This is a genomic window from Pyxidicoccus xibeiensis, from assembly GCF_024198175.1.
Lineage (GTDB): Bacteria > Myxococcota > Myxococcia > Myxococcales > Myxococcaceae > Myxococcus > Myxococcus xibeiensis.
On record NZ_JAJVKV010000004.1, the window covers coordinates 127,911 to 150,624 of the forward strand.

At 71.3% G+C, this 22,714-nt stretch carries 23 protein-coding genes; 7 read left to right on the forward strand and 16 right to left on the reverse strand.

Translation table 11 applies throughout. The annotated features are described in order from the left end of the window. Positions 1-7: 7 nt before the first annotated feature. Together LXT23_RS18335 and LXT23_RS18340 are read left to right on the forward strand one after the other, a co-directional pair. The gene (locus LXT23_RS18335; protein WP_253981495.1) at positions 8-607 is read left to right on the forward strand and encodes an MXAN_6521/LA_1396 family lipoprotein; all 600 of its coding nucleotides are present in this window, start codon (positions 8-10) and stop codon (positions 605-607) included. A gap of 11 nt (positions 608-618) precedes the next feature. Further along, positions 619-1,131 carry an MgtC/SapB family protein gene (locus LXT23_RS18340; protein ID WP_253981496.1) on the forward strand — a complete coding sequence of 171 codons (513 nt, stop codon included), beginning with the start codon at positions 619-621 and terminating at the stop codon, positions 1,129-1,131. 13 nt (positions 1,132-1,144) lie between these two features. On the opposite strand, the gene LXT23_RS18345 is transcribed toward LXT23_RS18340, so the two are convergent. The 7 genes from LXT23_RS18345 to LXT23_RS18375 all read right to left on the reverse strand — a co-directional run bounded on the left by LXT23_RS18345 (position 1,145) and on the right by LXT23_RS18375 (position 6,389). Continuing rightward, positions 1,145-1,651 (reverse strand): hypothetical protein, encoded by a 507-nt coding sequence (locus tag LXT23_RS18345; RefSeq protein ID WP_253981497.1) that lies wholly within the window; start codon positions 1,649-1,651, stop codon positions 1,145-1,147. Positions 1,652-1,781: 130 nt separating this feature from the next. Continuing rightward, entirely contained in the window at positions 1,782-3,617 is a 1,836-nt protein-coding gene (ptsP, locus tag LXT23_RS18350) for a phosphoenolpyruvate--protein phosphotransferase (protein WP_253981498.1), read from the reverse strand. A gap of 46 nt (positions 3,618-3,663) precedes the next feature. Then, positions 3,664-3,942 carry an HPr family phosphocarrier protein gene (locus tag LXT23_RS18355; RefSeq protein ID WP_253981499.1) on the reverse strand — a complete coding sequence of 93 codons (279 nt, stop codon included), beginning with the start codon at positions 3,940-3,942 and terminating at the stop codon, positions 3,664-3,666. Between the two features lie 20 nt (positions 3,943-3,962). Beyond that, complete coding sequence (locus LXT23_RS18360; protein ID WP_253981500.1) at positions 3,963-4,730, reverse strand: PTS system mannose/fructose/sorbose family transporter subunit IID; 768 nt, start codon at positions 4,728-4,730, stop codon at positions 3,963-3,965. Then, positions 4,727-5,443 (reverse strand): PTS sugar transporter subunit IIC, encoded by a 717-nt coding sequence (locus LXT23_RS18365; RefSeq protein WP_253981501.1) that lies wholly within the window; start codon positions 5,441-5,443, stop codon positions 4,727-4,729. The genes LXT23_RS18360 and LXT23_RS18365 overlap by 4 nt, the downstream gene beginning before the upstream one ends. Positions 5,444-5,447: 4 nt before the next feature. After that, positions 5,448-5,933: a PTS system mannose/fructose/N-acetylgalactosamine-transporter subunit IIB gene (locus LXT23_RS18370; protein ID WP_253981502.1), complete on the reverse strand. Its 486-nt coding sequence runs from the start codon at positions 5,931-5,933 to the stop codon at positions 5,448-5,450. A 33-nt stretch (positions 5,934-5,966) separates the two neighbouring features. Then, the gene (locus LXT23_RS18375) at positions 5,967-6,389 is read right to left on the reverse strand and encodes a PTS sugar transporter subunit IIA (RefSeq protein WP_164015313.1); all 423 of its coding nucleotides are present in this window, start codon (positions 6,387-6,389) and stop codon (positions 5,967-5,969) included. Between the two features lie 557 nt (positions 6,390-6,946). Here LXT23_RS18375 and LXT23_RS18380 point away from each other — a divergent pair. From LXT23_RS18380 to LXT23_RS18390, 3 genes are all read left to right on the forward strand, one after another. Further along, entirely contained in the window at positions 6,947-7,462 is a 516-nt protein-coding gene (locus LXT23_RS18380; RefSeq protein ID WP_253982324.1) for a peroxiredoxin, read from the forward strand. Positions 7,463-7,944: 482 nt separating this feature from the next. After that, positions 7,945-9,054 carry a M35 family metallo-endopeptidase gene (locus LXT23_RS18385; protein ID WP_253981503.1) on the forward strand — a complete coding sequence of 370 codons (1,110 nt, stop codon included), beginning with the start codon at positions 7,945-7,947 and terminating at the stop codon, positions 9,052-9,054. A 123-nt stretch (positions 9,055-9,177) separates the two neighbouring features. Next, positions 9,178-9,726 carry a protease gene (locus LXT23_RS18390; protein ID WP_253981504.1) on the forward strand — a complete coding sequence of 183 codons (549 nt, stop codon included), beginning with the start codon at positions 9,178-9,180 and terminating at the stop codon, positions 9,724-9,726. Positions 9,727-9,782: 56 nt separating this feature from the next. Here LXT23_RS18390 and LXT23_RS18395 read toward each other — a convergent pair whose 3' ends face one another. The 4 genes from LXT23_RS18395 to LXT23_RS18410 form a co-directional block, all read right to left on the reverse strand. After that, positions 9,783-10,703, reverse strand: a complete 921-nt coding sequence (locus tag LXT23_RS18395; protein ID WP_253981505.1) for a diacylglycerol kinase catalytic domain-containing protein — start codon at positions 10,701-10,703, stop codon at positions 9,783-9,785. 21 nt (positions 10,704-10,724) lie between these two features. Further along, entirely contained in the window at positions 10,725-11,753 is a 1,029-nt protein-coding gene (locus tag LXT23_RS18400; protein ID WP_253981506.1) for an SPFH domain-containing protein, read from the reverse strand. Between the two features lie 98 nt (positions 11,754-11,851). Next, positions 11,852-12,538, reverse strand: coding sequence for an iron-containing redox enzyme family protein (locus tag LXT23_RS18405; protein WP_253981507.1), 687 nt, complete (start codon positions 12,536-12,538; stop codon positions 11,852-11,854). Positions 12,539-12,618: 80 nt separating this feature from the next. After that, entirely contained in the window at positions 12,619-13,422 is an 804-nt protein-coding gene (locus tag LXT23_RS18410; RefSeq protein ID WP_253982325.1) for an N-acyl amino acid synthase FeeM domain-containing protein, read from the reverse strand. Positions 13,423-13,690: 268 nt separating this feature from the next. Here LXT23_RS18410 and LXT23_RS18415 point away from each other — a divergent pair, with 268 nt between their 5' ends. Beyond that, on the forward strand, positions 13,691-13,903 hold the full coding sequence (locus LXT23_RS18415; protein WP_253981508.1) for a hypothetical protein: 213 nt from the start codon (positions 13,691-13,693) through the stop codon (positions 13,901-13,903). Between the two features lie 103 nt (positions 13,904-14,006). Here the strand turns inward: LXT23_RS18415 and LXT23_RS18420 are convergent, their stop codons facing one another. From LXT23_RS18420 to LXT23_RS18440, 5 genes are all read right to left on the reverse strand, one after another. Then, positions 14,007-14,711 (reverse strand): hypothetical protein, encoded by a 705-nt coding sequence (locus LXT23_RS18420; protein ID WP_253981509.1) that lies wholly within the window; start codon positions 14,709-14,711, stop codon positions 14,007-14,009. After that, the gene (locus LXT23_RS18425) at positions 14,708-15,301 is read right to left on the reverse strand and encodes an RNA polymerase sigma factor (RefSeq protein ID WP_253981510.1); all 594 of its coding nucleotides are present in this window, start codon (positions 15,299-15,301) and stop codon (positions 14,708-14,710) included. The genes LXT23_RS18420 and LXT23_RS18425 overlap by 4 nt, the downstream gene beginning before the upstream one ends. An 86-nt stretch (positions 15,302-15,387) precedes the next feature. Next, on the reverse strand, positions 15,388-16,269 hold the full coding sequence (locus tag LXT23_RS18430) for a tetratricopeptide repeat protein (RefSeq protein WP_253981511.1): 882 nt from the start codon (positions 16,267-16,269) through the stop codon (positions 15,388-15,390). Between the two features lie 140 nt (positions 16,270-16,409). Next, positions 16,410-19,040, reverse strand: a complete 2,631-nt coding sequence (locus LXT23_RS18435; protein ID WP_253981512.1) for a DUF4215 domain-containing protein — start codon at positions 19,038-19,040, stop codon at positions 16,410-16,412. 114 nt (positions 19,041-19,154) lie between these two features. Continuing rightward, positions 19,155-21,764, reverse strand: a complete 2,610-nt coding sequence (locus LXT23_RS18440; protein ID WP_253981513.1) for a DUF5916 domain-containing protein — start codon at positions 21,762-21,764, stop codon at positions 19,155-19,157. 168 nt (positions 21,765-21,932) lie between these two features. Between LXT23_RS18440 and LXT23_RS18445 the strand changes: the two genes are divergently transcribed. Beyond that, positions 21,933-22,640, forward strand: coding sequence for a metallophosphoesterase family protein (locus LXT23_RS18445; RefSeq protein ID WP_253981514.1), 708 nt, complete (start codon positions 21,933-21,935; stop codon positions 22,638-22,640). The last annotated feature ends 74 nt before the right edge of the window (positions 22,641-22,714 follow it).

The following is a 22,714-nucleotide window of genomic DNA, read 5'->3' on the forward strand; positions in this document are numbered from 1 at the left end:
GAGGGACATGACGACGAAGCGACTGTGGCCCGTGCTCGGGCTGGGAATGCTGGCGGCCTGCTCCACGGTGAAGAGCCAGCGGCTGCGCGCCGACTACGAGCAGGTGGACAAGCAGCAGGTGAAGCGGCTGGTGGTGGTGACGCAGCCGTTGCCCGACAGCAAGCCCGCGGTGGGCGAGCTGTGGAGCCTCATCGCCCGCCAGTGGGTGAACCAGAACCGCGACTTCATCGTGAAGAGCAACCTGGCGCTGCCCGACCGGCCGGAGGACGTGTCCTTCAAGGGCCTGTGCGTGGAGGGCATCGAGGGCGTGCTCTGGCTGGAGCCGAGCGTGGCCCTCAAGGGGGACGGCGCGGAGGCCTCGGTGCAGGCGAAGCTGACGCGGTGCCGGGACGGCGAGGAGGTCTGGTCCGCCGAGGCCGCCGGGAGCTGGGGCTCCAAGGACGAGGACTACGCGCAGCGCACCGCCCAGTACGTCCAGGAGCTGGGCTCGGAGGTGGAGCCCTACGTGGTGCCCTCCAGCAAGCTGCTGGGCGCCACGCTGAACACGCTGCCCAATCCCCAACTCACCGAAGCCGATACCGACGAGAAGATAGAGCTGGGTGAGTAGGCTCGTCCCCCGTGGACGAGACGACCATCGCGGTGAGGCTGGCCCTGGCCGCCCTGTTCGGCGGCGTGCTGGGGCTGGAGCGGGAGCTGAGCGGCCAGGCCGCCGGGCTGCGCACGCACATGCTGGTGTCGCTGGGCGCGTGCTGCTTCACCCTGGCCAGCGTCTTCATCGAGGCGACGCTGTCCACCGGCAGCCCGGATGGGACGCGGGGCGACATCAGCCGCATCGCCAGCCAGGTGGTGGTGGGCATCGGCTTCCTGGGCGCGGGCGTCATCATGCGCCATGGCGGCCAGGTGAAGGGGCTGACGACGGCCGCCAACCTGTGGCTCACCGCCTCCGTGGGCCTGGCGGCGGGCCTGGGCTTCTACTTCGCCGCCGGGGCCACCATGGCCATCGCCCTGCTGGCGCTCGCGGGCCTGCGGCCGCTGGAGCGCGGCATCCGGCGCTACCGCCGGCGCCGGGGCCTGAAGGTCGACGGAGACGTGGCGTCCTCCCCTCCCCAGGACTCGGACGGCCCGGACTGAAACGCCGGGCGGGCTAGCGGCGCGTGCCCGGGTCCGTGTCCCGCGGAGCGTCGCGGCGCGGCAGGGCGTCCTCGTCGCGCGCGGCGCGCTGCTCCACCCCCATGGACGGCTGCCTCACCGCCACCACGCTGGCGTCCACCTCGCCCTCGCCCACGTCATACCGGCCGTGGTCCTGGAACTTCGCGCTGTCCATGCGCGCCTGCTCCAAATCCCCGGGCTGCAGGCCCAGGCCGCCGGTGAGGTCGTGCTGCAGGGCCACGCCGGGGGCCGGCCTGGGCGCGTGGCCCGCGCCGAGCGCGTCGGGCCTGACGCCCGGCAGGCGCGCCAGGGGCTCGCGCAGGTACACGTCGTCCCGGTCGATGTCCGTCACGTCGGAGAAGGCCACCCGGCAGTCGCGCGTGAAGAGGCCCCCCTGCCCGATGAAGAAGCCCCCCGCGTCCACGGCGATGATGGTGCCCAGCCGCTCCCCGTCCCGGTCCCTTGCCGTCATGCCCATCTGGATGTTGGCTGGATTGAACATGCTCGCTCCTGGGTGACAACTCCGCTCCCAGGAAGGTGGGCATGGGCGGGGCCACGCGGCACGCCCTCCCCGGACAGCGGGCGGGCGGGCGGGCCTCCGCTCCGCCCGGGAGCCGGGCGGGAGGGGGCGTTCAGCCGGTGGTGCGGTCCGAGGGCGTGGCCTCGTGCGCCGTCGGCTCCGGCTTCTCCGGGTCCGGGGGCGGCTCCACGGACTCGGCGAAGCGGCGGTCCAGCTCCATGCGCACGTAGCGCTCGATTTCCTCCGCGGTGGTCAGCTCCATGGCCCCGCGCAGCAGCTCCACGGCCTCCGTGCGGCCCACCCGGCGGATGAAGCGCTTGACCACCGGAATCTGCCCGGACGTCATCGACAGCTCGTCGAAGCCGAGCGCCAGCAGCACCAGCGTGTACAGCGGGTCACCCGCCATCTCGCCGCACATGGACACCGGGATGTTGGCCGCCTTCGCCGCGCTGACGATGCCCTCCAGGAGCCGCAGCACCGACAGGTGCAGGGGCCGGTAGAGGTAGGCCACCTCGCGATTCTGGCGGTCGATGGCCAGCGAGTACTGGATGAGGTCGTTGGTCCCCACCGAGAAGAAGTCGGCCTCCTGCGCCAGCCGGTCGGCAATCATCGCCGCGCTCGGCGTCTCCACCATGATGCCCACCGGGAAGCGCTTGCCCACGGGCACGCCCGCGCGGCCCAGCTCCGTGCGGCACGCCTCCAGCTCGCTTCGCGCCTCGCGCAGCTCGCTCACCCCGCAGATGAGGGGGAACATCAGCCGCAGGTTGCCGTGCACGCTGGCGCGAAGCAGCGCCCGCAGCTGCACGCGGAACAGCTCCCGGTTGGACAGGCAGTAGCGGATGGCCCGCAGGCCCATGGCCGGGTTGGGCTCCTTCTCGTGCTTCGTCTTGCCCGGCACCTTGTCGCCGCCCAAATCCAACGTGCGGATGGTGACGGGACGCCCGCCCATGGCCTCCAGCACCTGGCGGTAGGCGCGGTAGTGCTCCTCCTCCGTGGGCGCCGTCTTCCGGTCCAGGAACATGAACTCGGTGCGGTACAGGCCGATGCCCTCGGCGCCGTGGGCCAGCAGCGAGGGGATTTCCTCCAGGAACTCCATGTTGCCGTTGAGCCGGATGCGGAAGCCGTCCGTGCTCGTGGCCGGCAGGTCCTTCGTCGTCAGCGCCAGCCGCTCGCCTTCCTGGTACCGGCGCTGCTCCTCGCGGAAGACGGAGAGCTGCTCCTCCGAGGGGTTCACCAGGATGACGCCCCGGATGCCATCCATGGCCACCAGGTCGCCGGGGGAAATCTGCTCGCTGGCCCGGCCCGCGCCCACCACCGCCGGCGTCTCGCGTGCCCGCGCGACGATGGCGGTGTGGCTCGTCTGGCCGCCCAGGTCCGTGACGAAGCCCGCCACCCGGCCGCTGCGCGACATCAGCGACGCGTCCGCGGGGGACAAGTCGTGCGCGACGACGATGGCCTGGGCGGGGACCTCCACCTCTTCGTCCACCACCTGGCCCATCAGGTTGCGGATGATGCGGTCGGCGACGTAGTCCACGTCCGAGCGGCGCTCGCGGAAGTACTCGTCGGGGATGTTGTCGAAGAGGTGCTTTATCTTCCGCGCCACGCGCCGCACGGCCCACTCGGCGTTGATGTGGTCCTCGACGATGAGCCGGTTGACCTCGTCCACGAGCATGGGGTCGTGGAGCATCAGCCGGTGCGCTTCCAGGATGAGGGCGTGGTCGCTGCCCTCGGTGCGCGTAATCTGGTCCTTGAGCTCGGCGAGCTGCCGGTCGGACAGGTCGATGGCGGTCTTCATCCGCATCCGCTCGGGTTCGACTTCCGCCTCGGCCAGCCGCAGCTTGGGGGTGCGGATGCGCTTGCGGTCCAGGATGAAGGCGTGACCGACCGCCACGCCGGGAGACGCGCCGATGCCCATCAACCTCAGTGTGGGGGTGGCCTGGCTGCTCACGTTCCCTTCTTCTCCCGCAGTCTACCGCGTTCGCATTCTCACCCGTTCACTGCGCCTCGCCAAAACGGTCGCCGATGAGCTTCGCCAGCTCCACGAGGCACGCGTCGGCGTCGTCTCCCTTACAGGTCAGCTTCACCTGGGTCCCCTGGGCCGCCGCGAGCATCAGCACGCCCATGATGGACTTGGCGTTGGCCTTCTGGCCCTGGGCCTCGATGGTGACCTCGCTCTTGAAGCGGTTGGCCACCTTGACCATCTGCGCCGCGGCCCGGGCATGCAGCCCCAGCGCGTTGATGATCTCGTACGTCCCTTCGGCCACGGTTGCCATCGCGACTCCCACCTCTCTTCTTAAAGGAATGCTCCCGCAACGCAGGCCAGCCCCGCGGCAAGGTAGAGCACCACGTAGTTCGGCACCCGACGGCTGACCAGCACGTAGGACGCCACCCCCAGGGCCAGGCACCCGGCCGCCAGGAAGGGCGCCGAGGCCCCTCCCGCGTTGGTGCCGAACGAGATGGCCAGCCAGGCCGCCATCCCCCCCGCGCTCAGCGCCGCCACCGCCCGCAGCTTGGCCCCCCGGGCCGGGAGGTTCGCACGGGCCACCGCCTCCACCAGCCTGTCCCCCAGGGTCAGGCCCAGCCAGTACAGCCGCACGCGCAGCAGCACGTGCACCAGATTGTAGAGCACCAGGAACAGCGGCACCGCCCAGACGCCCAAGAGCGGCACCAGGGCCACGCTGACCGCCCCCGCCGCCGGCTTGAGCGACAGCCAGAAGAAGCCGTCCCCCAGCGCCGCCAGCGGCCCCATCAGCGCCGCCTTGAAGGCCACCACCTTGTCCGGCGTCTCCTCGTCCCGGGCGATGCGCACCTCGTGGTACACGACGCCGCCGACGATGGCCGCCGCCACGTACGGGTGGGTGTTGAAGAAGACCAGGTGCCGGCGGACGGCCTCCTCGCGGGAGGCCCCGGCGGGGTACAGGCGCTCCAGGGCGGGGAAGACGGCGTAGGCCAGCCCCAGGTTCTGCATGCCCTTGGGGTTCCACGACGCCTGGAGGAAGAGCGAGCGCAGGAAGACGCGCACCAGCACCCAGAGCGGCAGGGAGGCCTCGGGCGCGCTCACCGGTGCTCCAGCAGCAGGAGGATGACGACGGCCACCGTCACCGCGGCCGCCCCCAGCGACGCGTAGAGGGGCGCCCGCCGGGCATGGCTGCCCTGCGCGGCGAGGGCCGCCGCCACGGAGGCCATGGCGGGCCAGGCCCACGCCAGCCCGCGCACCACGGCCGGAGGCAGCGCCTGCAAGAGCGGCTGCACGAAGAAGCCCAGCAGCGCGCACAGGGCGGTGAGGGTGCCGTACAGCACGAAGTGCGGCCACATGCCCCACAGGTTCTGCCGCATGGCGCGGGTGAGGTCGCCCTGCTCCGCGGAGGCCAGCGCCACCCGGGCCAGCCGCGCCGAGTAGGCCTCCAGCAGCCGGTCCCCCTTGCGGCCCACGCGCCCCAGGCCGATGAACAGCAGCACCGCCAGGGACCAGATGGCGGGCGTGGAGCCGGCGCCGGTGGCCGCCGTGAGGGTGGCGGCGGCGGCGCTGGTGCCGGTGGCCGCCAGGGTGTCGTTCTCCGGCAGCGAGGCGCCCAGGTTGGCGGTGCCCAGGAAGAACAGCTCCAGCACCAGGCCCACCGCCAGGCCGGAGGCCACGTCATCGAGCAGCCCGCCCATGACGGTGGCGGCCACGAGCGGGCGGGACAGCATGGCCTGCAGGAACGCCTTGCGCTCCAAGGCCACCAGTCCGCCCCACAGCCCCGCGAGCGCCACCTGGGTCCAGACGACGCTCACGCGCTCACCCGGCCTTCGCCCACCGCTCGGTGAGGTCCAGCAGCTCCACGGGCTTCTCCGAGGGCACCGCGCGGGCCTCCACGCGGACGCCCTGCCCGGCCAGCTGCTGCAGCGTCTGCAGCTCGGCTTCCGCCAGGAAGACGGACGGGGACACCTGCCGGCGGCCGGTGCCGAAGTGCACGTTGCCCAGGTTGAGCTCGTCCAGCGTCAGCCCGTGGGCGAAGGCGAAGGGCACCGAGGCCACGTCGCGCAGGAGCACCAGGGTGCGGACGCCGTCCTTGGACAGGGCGGAGAAGTCCACCTGGGCCAGGGGGAGGATCTGCACCTCGATGGCGCTCTGCACCGCCAGGGCCATGGCGGCGCGGATGAGGGGGCTGGACGCCGCCTCGTCATCCGCGACGACGACCCGGGAGACCTTGAGGAAGGGCAGCCAGGCCTCGACGACCTGACCATGTATGAGGCGGTTGTCGACGCGGACCAGGGTGATCACGGCAGTCTCGAATCGCCGACCCGCGCGGGCCCGTCAAGTTCGCGGCTGCTGCTGGGCCTCGCGAAGCAGGGCGGATGCGCAGGTGATGTTGCGCTGGCCGTGAGAAGCCAGCTGGTTGGCCATCTCCGGAAGGGACATCTGCTCCGAGCGGAGCGAGTTGGCCTTCAGGAGCATGGGCAGGTTGACGCCGGCAAGGACCTCCAGATTCATGCGCTGACACATCATCAGCGACTCCTTGCAGGGGGTACCTCCGAACAGGTCCGCCAGGATGATGACACCTTCCCCCTCATCCACGCGGGCGACCGCCTGCTTCATCTTCGCGCGAAGCTCCTCGACGGGAGTCCCCGGCTCGATGTTGCAGGTTGCCACCGCGGGAAGCTTTCCCACGATCTGTTCCGCGGTGGAGACCAGCTCCTCCGCCAGACGCCCGTGTGCTGCGACAACGAGGCCGACCATGTCCGCTCCTGACCAACCCCCCGAGGGTGCGTCCTACGCCTGAACGATGCTCGGCGCAACCCCGGCGAAAGTTTCCGCCCTGTTCCCCAGACCCAGGCTCCCACTTCTTGTCTCGAAAGGTAAGACGGCTGTGGCTGTCATGCCCGAAATTTCGGCTCCGGCCGCGCGCAGGGCTGTCGCCTGCCGGACGGGGGGGCGACTCCGCTCCCCCACATAAGTGTGATGCCCTGATGACGGCGGAGATGCGCGGTCGTCGCAAGCTTCTGGCCCCGCCGTCCCACCGCCAGGAGAGCAGGGGGCCAGGCTCGTTATTAAACGAGTGTCACGCGGCGCGATAGAGCGGATGCTCGGTGGGTGGGGCTGGAGTGGACGTGCGCCGGGAGGCCACACGTCGGGTGCGCGGCCAGGCAGCGGCCCCGAGGCGGGGGATGTGGTGGAGCGCACCCGGGTCGGCCCGGACGCGGCGCCTGAGCACGAAGGGCGGAGGCGCGGCGGGACGCCCCGTGGAAGGGACAGGTTTCGCCGCACCGGCCCCGCCGGAGCGGCTGGAGGACATGATGGCGAAGACGAAGCTGCTGAAGGAAGGCGATGCGGTTCCCGACCTCACCCTGGCGGGAGCCGGCGGGCGTCAGGTGCGGCTGCGAGACCTGGTGGGTCAGAAGGTGCTCGTCGTGTACTTCTACCCGAAGGACGACTCGCCCGGCTGCACCGTGCAGGCGTGCAGCTTGAGGGACCAGTACGAGGACTTCGTCGCGGCCGGCGCGGAGGTGGTGGGCATCAGCGGCGACTCGGTGTCGTCGCACGAGGGCTTCGCCGCGAAGCACCGCCTGCCCTTCGTCCTGCTCAGCGACGCGCGCGGCGAGGCACGTGAGGCCTTCGGCGTGCCCCCGTCCCTGCTGGGCCTGATTCCCGGCCGCGTCACCTTCGTCGTGGACCGCGCGGGCGTCATCCGCCACACCTTCGAGTCGCAGCTGCGCGTGGGCGAGCACGTGAAGCGCGCGCTCGAGCTGGTGCGCACGCTGGCGCGCGAGGGCACCGCCCCCGCGGCCTCGCGCCCCGCCGCCGCGGAGTAGCGACCGCGCGAATGCCGCGGGCGCACGCGCGAATCCCACGCGCGAACACGTGGCGCGGACAGACTGTCCCGCACCCGCGCCCATGCACCGACGGCGCGGCCCTGCCCGCCGCGCCAACCCCGCGTACCTCCTCGCTTCCGTGCTCCACGTCCTCGCATGACGAGGCGTGGCCCGGGCCTTGCTCAAGGAACCCGTGCCACGCGACACCCGCGAGGCAGATGGAGCACGGACATGAAGACCCCTGATGAGAGCTTCTTCGATGTGGTCATCCTCACCCTCGGCCCGCTGATGGCCGCGCATGTGCTGGGCCTGGTGATGCTCGTCGTCACCTACGCACATCCCTGAGGGACAACCCCGCGGGACCTGGACGGGAATCCCTCCAGCTCGATATAACCAGGATAGCGCGATAGGTTGGCATTCATGGATGGCCGCCGCGCTGCCGCTGAGTTCCCCTCGAGCTGAGTCGAAAGGATGTCCCCGACATGAGCCTCACCCCCCGTGGTCGTCTCAATTGGTGGATTGGCGCAATCGCGAGCGTGTCCCTGCTGGGTGCCTGTGGCGCGCCGGATGAGCGCGCGGGAGACCTGCCCGAGTCGAACGAGCCGGCCGTGCGCGATGCCGCCGCGGGCGACGTGAAGGTGGAGCTGTCCGCGGGCAAGTCGGCCATGGCCGCTCGCGAGGGCGTGCTGGTGACGGTGACGCTCACCAACGTCTCCGCCAGCAAGGTGCGCCTGCTCAAGTGGCACACGCCGGTGGACGGGATGAAGGAGGACCTGTTCAAGGTGGAGGCCGACGGCCTCACCGCCGAGTACAACGGCCGCCACTACAAGTGGGCGACGCCGGAGGCACACGACTTCCTGCAGCTGGCGCCGGGCGAGAGCGTGTCGCGCACGGTGGACCTGGCCACCCTCTACGATTTGTCGAAGACGGCCACGTACAGCATCCGGTACGACTCCGCGTCGCACCACGACGCCACCCATGACGGCGTGTCGCAGCTGCGCTCGGACAGCCTGAGCGTCTTCGTCGAGGGCCGTCCCTTCGTGCACCCGGAGACGTACGAGGCCGGCACGGTGTCCGCGCAGGCCCTGTCCACGGCGAACTGCTCCACCACCCGCGCCTCCACGGCGGCCCAGGCCTTCAGCGCCGGCTCGAACATGGCCAACGGCGCGGTGACGTACCTCAACGGCACGCCCTCCAACACCACGCGCTTCCGGACCTGGTTCGGCACGTACAGCACCACCAACTGGGGCACCGTCAAGAGCCACTTCGCGTCCATCAAGAACGCCTTCGACACCAAGTCGGTCATCGTGGACTGCGGCTGCTCGGACAGCGCCTACGCCTACGTGTACAAGAACCAGCCGTACCGCATCTGGGTGTGCAACGCGTTCTGGAGCGCGCCGCTGACGGGCACGGACTCCAAGGGCGGCACCCTGGTCCACGAGCTGAGCCACTTCACGGTGGTGGCGGACACGGATGACCACGCCTACGGCCAGAGCGCCTGCAAGAGCCTGGCGACGTCCAACCCCACCCGCGCCCGCGACAACGCGGACAGCCACGAGTACTTCGCGGAGAACACGCCGTCGCTGCCGTGACGCGCCCGCGGTGACATGATGGGTCTCGAGACGGGGGCGCCAGGCGCCCCCGTTTCTTTTTCAGCGGCGGTGGCCATGCCGGCGCCGCCTGGAGCCGGGAGGCCCATCTCAATGACACGTCGGATGACAGGTCGAGTCGCGCTGCTGTGCCTGGGAGTGCTGGGTGGCGCGTGCGCGTCGCGCCCCGAGGCAGCACCGCCGCAAGAGGGAGCACGCCAGGAGGCCGCCGTGGCGACGACGCTGGACTGCGCGCTGAGCGCGCCGGAGCAGGTGAAGGCGGGGGAGCCGGTGGAGGTGCTCTTCCGGCTGAGCAACCCCACGTCGCAGCCGCTGTACGTGCTCGACTGGCACACCCCGCTGGAGGGGCTGCGCAACGACATCTTCCAGGTGACGCGCGACGGCGCGGAGCAGCCCTACCAGGGACCGATGATGAAGCGCGCGGCCCCCCAGGCCGACGACTACGTCACCCTGGCCCCGGGCGCCTCGGTGGAGGGCCGGGTGGATGTCTCGCTCGGCTATGAGATGCGGCAGCCGGGGCGCTACACGATTGCCTTCCGCGGCCGGCTGATGGACGTGGCCACCCGGCGCGAGGACGCCCCTCATCCCCAGGGCGAGTTCCGCGAGGCCCAGGTGCGGTGCCCCGAAGTCCAGACGACAGTCGTCGCCCCCTGAGCCGGAAGGGTCGCCGCGCGTGGCGGGAGTCCCACGCGCGGCCCCCTCGCGCGCCTTCAGCCCACCACCAGCCGCGCGCGCTGCTTCGCCGGACGGATGCGTGCGGTGGCGCCCGCGCCGAACTTGAGGAAGTCCTCCTCGACGCCGTCGCTGAAGATGACGCCCCCCGACGCCATCCGCGACTCGAGCACCAGCTCCTGCTCCGCCGTCACGAAGCCGCCCACCACGCCCGCGTCCGAGTGGCGGCTGAGGAAGGGCTCGCGCACCACGAAGGCCAGCTTCGGCTCCTCCCACCCCAGCTTCCACGGCTGCCCCGGCACTCCGCCCGTCATGGCCGTGAGCTGCCCCGCCAGCGTGAAGACCGAGGACAGCCACCCGCTGGAGCCCGCCCCCGTGGACACCAGCACCCCGCTGGACGACTGCGACTCCTCCCGCGCCCCGTAGCGCACCCGGTAGCGCGCCGACACGTGCGAGCGCGCCCCGATGAACAAGTCATTGAAGGCCAGGAGCCGCTGCCCGTCCCCCAGCAGCGCCTCCGCCAGCGTCACCTGACGGAAAGTCGCCCGGCCCTCCAACACCTTGCGCACCGCCCCCCGCGCTCCCGCCACCTCATACGGCAGGAGGATGCCGTCGAAGTGCTCGGGGTCCGGATTCACGCCCACCAGCGGCTGCTCGCCCACGTACTTCGCGACGTTGGCCACCAGCCCGTCCTGCCCCACCACGACGACAATCTCCTTCCCCGAGAAGAGGAAGGTGGGCACCAGGCTCCGGTCCACCTGCTGCACCGGCAGGCCCAGCGCCAGCGAGTCGCGCAGCGTGTCCACCGCCACCCGGTAGGCCTCGTCCTCCCGGGCGAACTCCTCGAAGTCCTGCCCGGCGTGCTCCACGTAGAACTTCGCCTGCTTCTTCGTGTTGAAGCGCTCCACCAGGCCCGCCAGCCGCGTGCGGCGGGTGACGAGCACGAGCTTCTCGTACATGGCCCACCCTCCCCTTCCGGCTCAGCGCTCGCGGGGTGAGTTCGGCGCGTGGCCCTGCGCCGGCCGCTGCGGCTTCGAGCCGCCAGCGCCCCCCGAGGCCCCGGCTCCCATCAGGGAGTGCAGCAGGTCCGGCGACACGTTCAGCTCGCCGATGCGCTGCGCGTTCTCCGCCATCTCCCGGAAGGCCAGGGCGATGTTCAGCGCCGGGTCCGCGCCGCCGGCGGAGGTGGCCATCAGCGTCTTCCAGTCCACCCCGCGCACCGGCGCCAGCGTCTTCTCCAGCGCGTAGGCGCGGGCGTCCGCGGCCTGTCGCTCGTTCTCGCTCCAGCGCGCCATCAGCGCGGAGCGCTGCTCCTCTACGGCGATGTCCGCCGCCATCTTCGCCTCGCGAATCTGGCGCTGCCGGGCCTCCACGGCCAGCTCCGTGGCCAGCTCGCTCTCCTTGATGCGGCGCTCCTGCTCCACGGCCGCGTTGCGGCGCGCGTAGATGGCCTCGTCCGCCGTGCGCTGCAGCCCCTCGCGGGCCTCCGCCTCCAGCGCCCGCGCCATCTCCGGCGTCGGCTGCACCGACAGCAGCGAGAAGGCCATCACCTCCACCCCCAGCGCCTTCACCGGCTCCGCCACCGCCAGCGCCGCGAGCACCTGCGCTTCAATCGCCCCCGTCTGCACCAGCACCTCGCGCAGCGGCAGCCCCTGCACCACCGTGCGCGCCCGCACCTGGGCCACCTGCACCAGCCGCTCCTCCAGCTTCTCCGGGTCGTCCGAGCGGTAGCGCCCCGACGCCGTCAGCGAGTAGTCCAGCAGCGACGCCAGTCGCCGGGGGTCCGCCACCCGCCAGGTGAGCTGCCCCTGCAGCGTCACCGCCTGGAAGTCCCGCGTCACCTCGTTGAAGGCGAAGGGCACGTCCGCGCTCGACAGCGGCACGGAGACCAGCGTCGCGGACGGCTTCCAGTAGAAGAACGCCAGCCCCGGCCCCTCCCGGACCACCTTTCCCCCCTCGAACTGCATCACGTACGTCGTCGGTGCCGCCTTCATGTAGCCAATGACCATGGCCCGCCCTCTTCGTGCCTTCGTGTATTTTCTACACAGTCTTAGTGTCGATGCTACACTCTTGCAAGTCGAAGTGGGCGGGCCAGGTGTGGGAGTGCTCAGCCGGTGTGGACGGCGCCGGACTCCTCGGCCGGGGTGAAGAGGGCCGGGTAGAGGGCGCGCGTGGTGCGGGCGGAGAGCAGGAGGGCCTCCTGCTCGGCGGGGTCCTCCAGGCGGCTCAGCACGCTGGCCAGCTCCGCCACGTGGTCTCCGTCCGCGCCCGCGTGGCCTCGCAGGAAGGTGACGGCGCGGCGGACGTTGGGGATGGCGCCGCGTGCCACCAGTCGCTCCGCCGCCAGGCCGGCGCGCTCCACGGACAGGTGCTCCAGCATGTAGGCCGTGCCGAGGAAGGCGGTGGGCATGCCGGCCTCCGCGGTGAAGCGGTTCCAGTTCACGTAGGCGCGCACCGCGGCGCAGGCCGGCGTGGCCTCCACGCGCTCCTGGCTCCAGCCCAGCGCGCGCAGGTCGGCGAGCAGCCAGCGCTCGTGGCCGGACTCCTCCCGCGACTTCTGGACGAGCAGCTCCGCCAGCATCGGGTGGCGGCCCAGGCGCAGCATGCGCCGGCCCGCGAGGCCGAGCAGCGGCGCCGTCCACCGCACGTAGTGGTAGGTCTGCACGAGGTAGCCCGCGTACTGCTCCGCGTCCGCCGTGCCCTCGAAGAGGCGCCGGGCCTCCGGGTGGACGTCCAGCGCAGTCACCAGGGACTTCGCCTCCTGCTCCAGGTTCCGAATCAGCTCCGTGGTCATGGTCTTCTCCCGTGCGGGCGCGCCGGTGGCGCCCCGCTCATGAATGGAATGGGTGATGGGTTGAGAGGTGGGGCCTGGCTTCAGGCGGCGCGCGAGGCGCAATCTCGCAGCGAGTCGAACCAGGCCAGGGTGTTGCTCGGAATCGCGTCCAGCGCGGCGACCAGCGGCGTGGAGTACCGGTGGAAGCGCGCGTCGTAGATGGGCTCGCCGATGAAGCGCGCGCCCAGCTTCTTCGCGAAGAGCGACAGCGTGCGCGGCAGGCGCAGGCCGTCGAAGTGGCCCTGGCAGGCGCGCAGGCGCTCCTCCGGCGTGTACAGCGGAGCCTCGGGAGTCTCGGGCGGCTGGGAGGACTCGTGCGGCGTCACCTTCCAGCGGGGGCTCACGCACTTCATGCGTGCGGCCACCTGGAAGGCGATGAGCGCGTCGATGGAAGAGTCCGTCTCCGTGTTGGCGGAGGCAATCCAGTGGGTGACGCCGTGCTCACGGCTCGCGCGGTACATCTCCGCCTGCAGGCGCAGGAGGACCTCCGAGCCGCGCCAGCCGCTCATCACGCAGTAGCGCGTCGTCTCCGCCAGGCGCATGCCGGGCTCGTCCACGCTGCCGAGGTCGAGCTTCTGCTCCAGCTCGATGCCCAGGCGCAGTCCGGCCGTACGCGCGACCTCCGTGTTCGGCAGCAGCAGTCGCGAGGTGGCCACGGCCTTGTCGTCCGCGTACACGATGAAGTGGAGCGTGGTCTCCAGCGTGTCGAAGCAGCTCACGTCACGCGGCGCCGGAGGCGGAGCACCCAGGAGTCCCAGCTCCGCGCCGAACACCGCCCAGCGCACCCGCAGCGCATCGTCCAGTTGCCTCTGGTTCGAGGCAATCACACAGCGCACCGTCGTCATCTTCACCGGCCCCCTTGCAATGGCGGATGGCGCTCGGCAGGCATGACGCCCCGGGTCCCCCAAGGACCCGGAGCCACCACCGCGCCCCGCTCATCTCGTTCATCGCGGGGGGGATTTTCCGTGGGACTTTTTTCTTCGCGGTCTCCCATCCCCCTGCCTTGAAACCCCGTCACCTGCCATTGGAGTTCTGACAACGCGCTGGCATACGCTGCGGGAGCACTCGCGTTTCCGAGGTTGCGCGAGTGCGAACCAGGCTCTGGAGGCTCACGTGAAGAAGACGCTTCTTGCTGTCCTCGCAGGCTTCACCGTTGCATTCGTCGCAGGTGCCGTTACCGCTCCGAAGGCGGAGGCGCAGACCACCCCGAGATGCCGGACCAACAGCGACTGCACCGCCTATGGGCAGACCCACTGCGCGGGCGACCCGGGCTACTGCTGGCACGATGATTGGTACGGCCAGTACGGCTACTGCTACTGCCCTTGATGAAGCACAGCGGCGCTTCGGCACCTGAACGTCGGTGACCGAGCTGCCCCAGCGACGGCGGACCGCCACTCGTAGCCGACCGTCGCTGGACCCTCGTAGGGCGCTACCGCTTCACGAAGCCGACGTGCTCCACCGTCACGCCTCTGGGCGCCGCCGCCTCCAGCTTCTGGCCCGCCTTCAGCGCGGCCACCGCCCAGTCCAGCTCGAAGGGCTTGCGCGCGTGCAGGGCATACACGTCCTCATGCCCGCGCACCGCGTCCAGCTCCACCGCCCCCGGCAACAGCGGGCGCGCCACCTGGTAGGGCGCCGACCTCATGCCTCCGTACGGGTGGTACACCGTGACAGCGCCCTCCCCGTCCCGGCTCAGCACAGCCACGAAGCCGTCCTCGGCCGCCCGCACCTCGAACTGGAGGACGTCCCCGGCGGCCAGCTCCTCGCCCGGCGCCACCCGGGCGGTGCCCTCGCCCGCCTTGCGGTGCACCACCAGCGCCACCCCGCCCTTCACCGTGTAGGCGTCCTCGCGGGGCCACACCACCACCAGCACCGAGGCCGCCAGCGCCGGCACCAGCAACATCCACCACGGCCGCCGCCGCGCCGGCAGCGATGCCTCGTAGCGCGCCACCAGCGGCCCGGGCGGGTTCTGGACGAGGAAGGCCGCCGAGTCCGCCCGCAGTTCCTCCAGCCGCGCCCGGTCCGCCTCCGAGTCCGCCAGCACCGCCTCCACCTGGCGCCGCGCGTCCGGTGACAGCGCGTCCGCCAGGTAGCGCTCCAGCAGCGGCTCCTTGATGCGACGCTCGCCCGGACTCATGGGGCCGCCCCGGGGGAAAGGCGGAGGCTGCGCTTCTGCGCGCGCTCCGCGAACCGGGCCAGCATCCGGGACACCGTCTTCCGTGACAAGTCCAGCACCTGCGCCACCTCCTCGGTGGTGTGTCCCTCCACGAAGTAGAGGACGGCGACGGTGAGCACCTCCGGGTCCTCACCCTGGGTCAGCAGCGCCAGGTCCTGCAGCGCCTCCACCCGCTCCAGCCCGCCCGTGTGTGCGCTCGCCACATCCTGGCCCCGCTGCTCCGCCTCGCCGTCCGCGTCCTCCACCGACAGCGGCCCCAGGCGCCCGTACCAACGCGCCCGGCGGCGCACCCGGTCCACCGCCCGATAGGTGGCGATTTGATACAGCAGGGTGAAGGGTGACGCCTCCGCGCGCGGCGTGTCCCTCGACTTCATGTACGCCAGGAAGGTGTCCTGGGTGACGTCCAGGGCCTCCTCGGCGTCACGCGTGAGGGACAGCGCACGTCGATGCACCGCGGGACCGAACCGCCGGTAGAGCCCCGCCAGGTCCCCGGCGTCCGGAGACGCCTGCGAAGTGGGGGCTCCCGGGGGAGCGGTGGACCGCGAGCTCAACCGCCACACCTCCGGCCCATGGGCCCTCGCGAACCGTCACTCCCAGGTCCACGAGCCCTCGCGGGCCGGAGGCTCCAGGACGTCCGTCACTCCATGAGGGCCAGCCGGCTCGCGAGCCGCCCCTCGCACTGCTGCTTCATCTTCACATAAAAGTCCTTCGAGGCCAGAGAGATGGCCCGCGAGTAGTGCTCCAGGGCCTGCTCGTACTCGCCGCTGGCGTCCTGCAGGACGGCCAGGTTGTACCAGGCCCCTCCATTCTCCGGGTGCTGCTCGGCGTAGGCCTTCAGCTGGGTGATGGCCCCCTCGAGGTTCCCCTTCTCGGCCACCTCGATGATGCCCTTCTGGGCCTCGTCGTCATCGTCCATGCGGAGCGAGTGGGTCACCTGGCGGGGCGTCAGGTCATGGAGCAGCCGGTACACCGCGTTGCTGGCCGCGAGCGTCAGGAGTCCGTCCGCCTTGTCGCCCTCCTGCTTGTACACGTACTCATCCTCGGCGAGCAGCACCTTGCCCGCGGCGTTGTAGGCCGTCACGCCCAGCGCGACCTTGCCGACGTAGACGTCCTGCTTGCGCTTGTGGACGTTGCCCTTGTCGTCCTTGGTCTCGGTGACGCGGGTCTCCATGTCGGTGTTCCAGTCGAGCACGTCGACGCGCAGGCCAATCTCCCCCGGCGCGAGCGGGGTGGCCTTGTCGCCGTGCACCTCCACCGTGCGCCCGGCGACCTTCACGATGGTGCCCTCGTCGGTGCGGTCCACGAGCGCGAAGTAGCCGTCATTGCGGCTCTGCCGCTTCAGCTCCCGGACGACGTAGTCGCGGGCGCTGCGGCGGCCCTCGGTCTGCACGAGGGCCAGCTGCTTCGCGGAGCCGACGTTGACCTTCGCGGGCTCGAGGACCCGTACCTTGAGGGCAGGCGAACAGCCGACGACGAGCGTGGCCAGCAGCAACAACGGACGCAGTGAGCGCAAGTGCATGGGATTCTCTCGAAGAAGCAGGGGACGACGCTCCACCGGGCGCGAGACCTGAAGCCCCGGCCCGGGGAGCAGCAGGAAGGTGTCGCAACCCACCTCCCTGGCGATATTCCACTTAAGGGGTACGGCGCCGGGGCCCGCGCTCAGCGCAGGGTGACGGACAGCCGGTAGTCGAAGACCGTGGCCGCGCCACTCGACGAGGACGAGGCGCCCACCCGGAGGTAGTAGGTGCCGGCGGGCAGGTCCCGGGCGCCGAAGTGGTCGGGCGTCGGTCCGCGGCCATCGAGGCGCGAGCAGTAGCCCCGGCCCGTGTCATCGTCGCTGGCCAGCACGTTGCCGCCGGCATCGAGCAGCGCCAGGACGCTGTCCATGCCGTTGGACTCGCAGGTCTCCGCACCGGCCCCGGTGCCCTCGGTGATTTCCGCGAGCAGCGAGCGTCCTCCCACGGGCAGGGTGAGGCGGTAGACGTCCACGTCCCCCTGCGTCGGATGCGTGGCGGTGACGAACGCCTCTCCGCCCGTGAGGGTCAGCGGCGTGGCGGTGGCGGGCGTCTCGTTGGGCTCCGTCTCGCCCCCCGCGCTGGCCAGGAAGGACACGTCCAGCACGTAGGCGAAGGAGGACTCCCTTCCCGGCGTCGCGGAGACCTCCACGTAGTGCGTCCCCGCCGCCAGGTGGACGGTGAGCGCCGCGCAGGCGCTGATGCCCTCGTCGTAGGACACCGCCGTGACAGCGCCCGCCGTGTCCAGCAGCCGGACCCGCGTGTCCACGTCGAAGCCGCAGCGCAGCAGCCCTCCGTGGAAGGTCTCGAAGCGCACCACGGTGGGCGCCGCGAGCTCCACGCGGTACAGGTCCAGGTCGCTATCGGAGGGGAGGCTCCCGGTGAACCGCGTGCTGCCCGTGACTCGCACGGGCGCCCCGCCGGTGGCACGGGCGTCCGCCTCCGTCCGCGTCCCGTTGGGCTCCACCTCCGCCGAGGCGCCTTCCACGGCACAGGTCCGGCTGCAGCCATCTCCGTCCGTGGTGTTGCCGTCGTCGCACGGCTCGGGGGCATCCAGGAAGCCATCGCCGCACACCGGGACGCGCTCACACGTGCTGGTGCAGCCCTGCCCGCCGTCGCACTCCTCGCTGCCGGTGACGGTGCCGTCGCCGCAGACGGCCTCGTGGCGCATCCGCAGGGTGTACGCGGGAACCGCGTCGCCCGAGACGGACCGGAGGCGCACGTACCAGGTGCCCGGCGCGAGCCGGCGCATGGCGCGGTTTCCATCCGACGCGGAGAGGCGGGGGCAGTAGCCCGGGCCGCTGTCGTCGTCGGAGGCGACCTGGTTGCCGCTCGCATCGAGCAGGGCCATGCCCGGGTCGATGGCCGCGCAGTACGACGGCCCCGACTCGTCGAAGACCTCCAGGGCCAGGTCCGTGGTGGCCGTGAGCGTGAAGCGGTAGAGGTCCACGTCGCTCCCGCTGGAGAGCGCGCCTCCGGAGAAGCCCATGGGCACCAGCGGCCCGCTGGCGGTGGCCGTCGTGTCGTTGGGCTCCGCCTCCAGGGTGGGCGGCACCATGCAGAACCGGTTGCACGCGTCTCCGTCCACCGTGTTGCCGTCGTCGCAGGCCTCGCTCCCCGTCCGCTCGCCGTCGCCACAGGTGGCGACACGCTGGACGTTCAGACCATAGGGAAGGGCGGTCGTCCCACTACTGAAGACCGACGCTTCGACCTCGACGTAGTAGGTGCCGGGAAGCAGGCGCGTCAGGGCGGCATTGCTCGTGGGGTCCAGCAGCGAGCACAGGCTCAGGCCGCTGTCGTCGTCCGAAGCGAGGCTGGAGCCGTTCGCGTCCAGCAGCCGGACATAGGTGTCGATGTCCTGGCAGCTGTGAGGCCCCCGGCTGTCGTCCGTGCTGATGCGAAGGTCCGTCACGCGGGTGAGGGTGAAGCGGTACACGTCCGTGTCACTCCGGGAAGCCAGCGCGCCGAAGGCCCGCGCCGGCACCCAGGGCAGCACGGTGGCGGTGGTGGTCTCCTCGTTCGGCTCGGCCTCGAACACGCCTTCCACGTTGCACGTGGCGTTGCACCCGTCGCCCGCCGCCGTGTTGCCGTCGTCGCACGTCTCCGCGCCGCGCACGCGCCCGTCACCGCACACGCCCGCGCAGACGCTGGGCGTGCCGTTGCACGTGTACCCGGACTCCACCGCACACGTGGCGCCGCACCCGTCGTTGGCGGCCGTGTTGCCGTCGTCGCACGCCTCCGCTGCCGTCCGCACGCCGTCACCGCAGCGGGGCGCGCAGGTGCTGGGCGTGCCGGAGCAGGTGTACCCGGACTCCACCGTGCACGTGGCGCCACACCCGTCACCCGCGGCGGTGTTGCCGTCGTCGCACGTCTCCGCGCCCCCCCACACCCCGTCGCCACAGCGGCGCGCGCAGGTGCTGGGCGTGCCGGTGCACGAGTACCCGGACTCCACCTGGCACGTGGCGCCGCACCCGTCGTCCGCCCTGCGGTTGCCGTCGTCGCAGGCTTCCGTGGAGGACAGTCGCCCGTCGCCACACCCCTGCAGGGCGACGCACTGGCCCGCCACGCAGGTATTGCCCGCCGAGCACGCGGTGCCACATGCGCCGCAGTGCTGGACGTCCGTGGTCAGGTCGCGACAGGTGCCCGAGCAGGACGTCTGTCCGGTGGGACAGTCCTCGGGTGAGTCCGGGGGTTCCGGCGAGGTACAGGCCATGGCGGACAGGGTCAGGGCGACCAACACGAGCAACCCCGACGTGGGGCGGCGAGACATCGTCATTTCATGACTCCCAGCAAGGGCCAGCGGCGCTCGCACAGCAGGTGCGAACGTCCGCCAGCGTGAGGGAGTTCACGCGCGAGGGCTCTACCACTTAAGGCGTAGCCGCCCGCCCCGTCAGTCCACCGGAATCCACCAGGAGAGCTTCACCGCGAAGGTGTGGCTGCCCGGCGCGGAGAAGGTGTTGCCCAGCGCGGAGGGCTCCAGCACGGTGCCCAGGGCCTCCTCGTTGGAGCGGTCCTGCTGCCACACGAAGAAGAGCGTGCTGCCGGGGCGGAACTCCCAGCGCACCACCAGGTTGCTGCGCAGCGAGCGGAGGTTGAAGTCCGGGTCGTCCACCTCGAAGGACTCGCCCGCGGCATCCACCACGCGCAGCCGGCCGTCCGCCCGGGTGATGCCGTCCTCCGGGTAGCGCAGCAGCGCGCGGCCTCGCGGCTGGAGCAGCTCGCCGAAGCGGCGGTACTTCCCGCTGGACGCGAAGGGCTCCGCGTACAGCTCCACGCTCAGGTTCGGGGTGACGAAGAAGTCCGCGCGCAGCCGGGCGAACAGCTCGCGCCGGTCCACCGCGCCGAAGACGTAGCGCCGGCCGAAGGTCTGCTCCCGGCCGCCGCCCACCGTGGCCACGTACTGCGGCTCCTCCGTGAAGGAGGACAGCCCCGGCTCCACCGCCAGGCGCAGCCGGCGGTTGGGCTGCACGCTCAGGCTGCCGCCCAGCACATAGCCGTGGCTGCCCGTCTCGTAGCGCCACACCTCCCCTTCCAGGCTCCACCGCGTCGTCGCGCTGAAGGCGTTCTCCAGGCTGCCGAGGAACGTCATGCCCTGGCCCGTCTGCATCAGCGGCCCGCCCCGCGTCAGCACGTCCGACAGCGCGCGCGGCAGGTACGTGCCCGTCACCGACGCCGTCCAGAAGTTGGGGAAGGTGAGCCCCACCGTCGACGACAGGCTGGTGGTCTGGCGCACCCCGCCGTAGTTCCAGTTGTTGGAGAGCGCCAGCGTCGCCTCCAGGCCGCGCAGCAGCGGCCCGGGCTCCGTGTCCCGGTACGTGAGGCTCAGGTCCGCGTTGAGGTCGTCCGCCGTCTGCAGGCTGCCCGCGTCGTTGAGCTCGAAGCCCGGTGACTCCGCGTAGCCGCCCACGCTCCACAGCCAGTGCCGGCCGCTCACCCGCTCCAGCGTGGCGCCCGCCGTGTAGCCCGACAGCGACGTGGCCTCCGGGTCCACCCGCACGTACGTCTGGTCCGGCCGCTGGTAGTAGCGCGCGCTGGAGCGCTGCAGCCGCTCCATGGCCTCGCGGCTGCCGCTCACGTGGCTGCCGCCCGCGTACGCGGTGAGCGCGTACTGGCCCCCCTCGCCCAGGCGGAACGACGCGTCCGCGCCCGCCGTGTACGCCTGCCGGGGCAGGTTGCCGTCCAGGTCCGCTTCCGCGCCACCCGAGCGGATGGCGCGGTGCACGCCCGTCAGCGTGGCCCCCACCACCGAGGCCCCGCCGCCCAGCTCCTGCTGCACGCGCATCACCCCGTAGCCCGTGAAGGGCTCCAGCTTCACCCGGCCCGTCTGGGCCGTGTCGAAGTCGTAGGTGTCCGCGAAGCTGGAGCCGGTGACGGCCGCCAGCCCGCCCAGCGACAGGCCCGAGGCCAGCCGCCCGGTGAGCTTCCCCGCGCCCCACAGCGTGCTGGCCCGGGGCGCCTCCACGAAGTCCCGCTGCGACTCCAAGTCCCCGAGCAGGCGGGGCGAGGCGCCGATGCGCCGCGAGTAGAAGTACTGGGGGCCGCTGCCGGTGAACAGCTGGCTGCCCTCGGTGAAGAAGGGCCGGCGCTCCTCGAAGAAGGTCTCGAAGGCGCTCAGGTTCACCACCGCCGGGTCCGCCTCCAGCTGGCCGAAGTCCGGGTTCACCGTGGCGTCCAGCGTGAAGTTGGGCCCCAGCCCCACCTTGGCGTCACCGCCGACGCGGCCGCTCCAGTCCCGCCGCGAGTCGAAGGGCGTGCCCGCGCGCGGGTTGAGGCCCGCGTTGAGCAGCCAGTCCCCGGCCACGTAGGGCAGCAGCTCCAGCCGGCGCGAGGGCCGCACGCCGCGGATGCCCTGCAGCTCGCCGAACCACGAGGCCCAGCCGGTGACGTGGCGGGGCACCACCACCCAGAAGTCGTCCTCGTTGCGACGGGGCACGTAGCGGTTGATGTTCAACCCCCACACCTGCTCCTCCGCCGCATTGAAGCGCAGCTGGGAGAACGGAATCCGCAGCTCCGCCACCCAGCCCTCTCCCGTCAGCCGGGTGCGTGCCTGCCACACAGGGTTGAAGGAGGAGTCGCGCTCGAACTCCTCGTCCACCGGGTGGTACCAGTCCACCCGCTGGCCCGCCGCCGTCACCGCGAAGCTGTACGCGGTGCGCCTGTCGAGCCAGGTGTCGAACGAGAGGATGAGCCGCTCGGCCACGCCGCTCTCGTCCCTGCGCGTCATCACCGCTTCGATGTCCGCTGGCGAATCGCTGAACATCCGCGCGCCGACATAGAGCGCGTCTTCGTCGTAGACGAATGCGACCTCCGTGCGCAGCGTGGCGGGAAGCCCCTGGTCCGGCTCCTTCTGGACGAGGTCGGTGGTGAAGGTGGCCTGCCTCCAGGCCGCGTCGTCCAGCACGCCGTCCAGCTCGGGCGGGCGTTCCACCCGCACCGCGGACACCGTCCGGCGAGGCCCGGGCACCTGGGCGTGGGCCAGCGCGGTACCCAGGAGCAGCATGCAGAGAGTGAACGGGATGACTCGGCGACACATGGAAGTGGCGAAACGTACACAGCCGCTCCCGCGAGTCACGCGGTATGAAATTCCCGAGCCCGTTACGAAGAGGGCCACGTTCGCGGGGGAGGGCCGGCCCCGCCCTTGCACCTTGAAGCCGGGCCTGGAGGCGGTATGCGCATCGCGGTGATTTCGGACCTGCACCTGGGAAGGCGGGACGCCGCGGACCACTTCGGACATGACGACTCCGCCTTCCTGCGCTTCCTGCGGTTCCTGGAAGGCAACTTCGAGCGCATCATCCTGCTGGGTGACATCTTCGAGACGCTGACGCCGCGCACGCCGGGGCGGTACGCGGCGGAGCTGGCGGCGGCGCGCGCCGCGCACCCGGACATCGTCCAGCGCTTCGCCCTGCCCCAGTACCACTACATCCACGGCAACCACGACCTGGTGGCCGGGACGCTCCTGGGCGCGCCGGAGCAGCTCGTGCTGGAGGCCGACGGGGTGAGGATGCTGTTCACCCACGGGCACCACCACGACTGGGTCATCCGCAAGGCGCGCTGGCTGTCGGAGGCGGCGGTGTGGGCCGGCGCCTGGCTGCGGCGGATGCGGCTGCGGGCCATGTTCCGCATGTTCCAGGCGCTGGACGAGCGGATGACGAACGCGCTGCCGGACCCGGCCCGGTGCACCTTCCAGCGCTGGGCCCTGGCGCGCGCCAACGACAGCGCCGCCGACATCGTCGTCACCGGGCACACCCACCTGGGCATGCGCGTGGAGCATGGCAGCCGGCTGTTCCTCAACAGTGGGACGTGCTCGGAGGGCCAGTTCTCCTTCCTCAGCCTGGACACCCGCACCGCGCAGTACGGCCTGCACACGCGCTGGTAGTGCCCCTGGCTGCCCGGCGTGGAGGCGGGGCAGCGGGGCCCCCGCGTTTCGGCCGCTCAAGTTGGAGAAGGGCT

Coding starts and splice junctions, on each gene's coding strand:
- LXT23_RS18395 (WP_253981505.1), bottom strand. CDS start 10,703: ATGTACGAGAAGCTCGTGCTCGTCACCCGCCGCACGCGGCTGGCGGGC.
- LXT23_RS18405 (WP_253981507.1), bottom strand. CDS start 12,538: ATGACCACGGAGCTGATTCGGAACCTGGAGCAGGAGGCGAAGTCCCTG.
- LXT23_RS18440 (WP_253981513.1), bottom strand. CDS start 21,764: ATGCTGCTCCTGGGTACCGCGCTGGCCCACGCCCAGGTGCCCGGGCCT.
- LXT23_RS18385 (WP_253981503.1), top strand. CDS start 7,945: ATGAGCCTCACCCCCCGTGGTCGTCTCAATTGGTGGATTGGCGCAATC.
- LXT23_RS18380 (WP_253982324.1), top strand. CDS start 6,947: ATGGCGAAGACGAAGCTGCTGAAGGAAGGCGATGCGGTTCCCGACCTC.
- LXT23_RS18430 (WP_253981511.1), bottom strand. CDS start 16,269: ATGCACTTGCGCTCACTGCGTCCGTTGTTGCTGCTGGCCACGCTCGTC.
- LXT23_RS18390 (WP_253981504.1), top strand. CDS start 9,178: ATGACAGGTCGAGTCGCGCTGCTGTGCCTGGGAGTGCTGGGTGGCGCG.
- LXT23_RS18420 (WP_253981509.1), bottom strand. CDS start 14,711: ATGAGTCCGGGCGAGCGTCGCATCAAGGAGCCGCTGCTGGAGCGCTAC.
- LXT23_RS18335 (WP_253981495.1), top strand. CDS start 8: ATGACGACGAAGCGACTGTGGCCCGTGCTCGGGCTGGGAATGCTGGCG.
- LXT23_RS18355 (WP_253981499.1), bottom strand. CDS start 3,942: ATGGCAACCGTGGCCGAAGGGACGTACGAGATCATCAACGCGCTGGGG.
- LXT23_RS18435 (WP_253981512.1), bottom strand. CDS start 19,040: ATGACGATGTCTCGCCGCCCCACGTCGGGGTTGCTCGTGTTGGTCGCC.
- LXT23_RS18445 (WP_253981514.1), top strand. CDS start 21,933: ATGCGCATCGCGGTGATTTCGGACCTGCACCTGGGAAGGCGGGACGCC.
- LXT23_RS18345 (WP_253981497.1), bottom strand. CDS start 1,651: ATGTTCAATCCAGCCAACATCCAGATGGGCATGACGGCAAGGGACCGG.
- LXT23_RS18410 (WP_253982325.1), bottom strand. CDS start 13,422: ATGACGACGGTGCGCTGTGTGATTGCCTCGAACCAGAGGCAACTGGAC.
- LXT23_RS18375 (WP_164015313.1), bottom strand. CDS start 6,389: ATGGTCGGCCTCGTTGTCGCAGCACACGGGCGTCTGGCGGAGGAGCTG.
- LXT23_RS18400 (WP_253981506.1), bottom strand. CDS start 11,753: ATGGTCATTGGCTACATGAAGGCGGCACCGACGACGTACGTGATGCAG.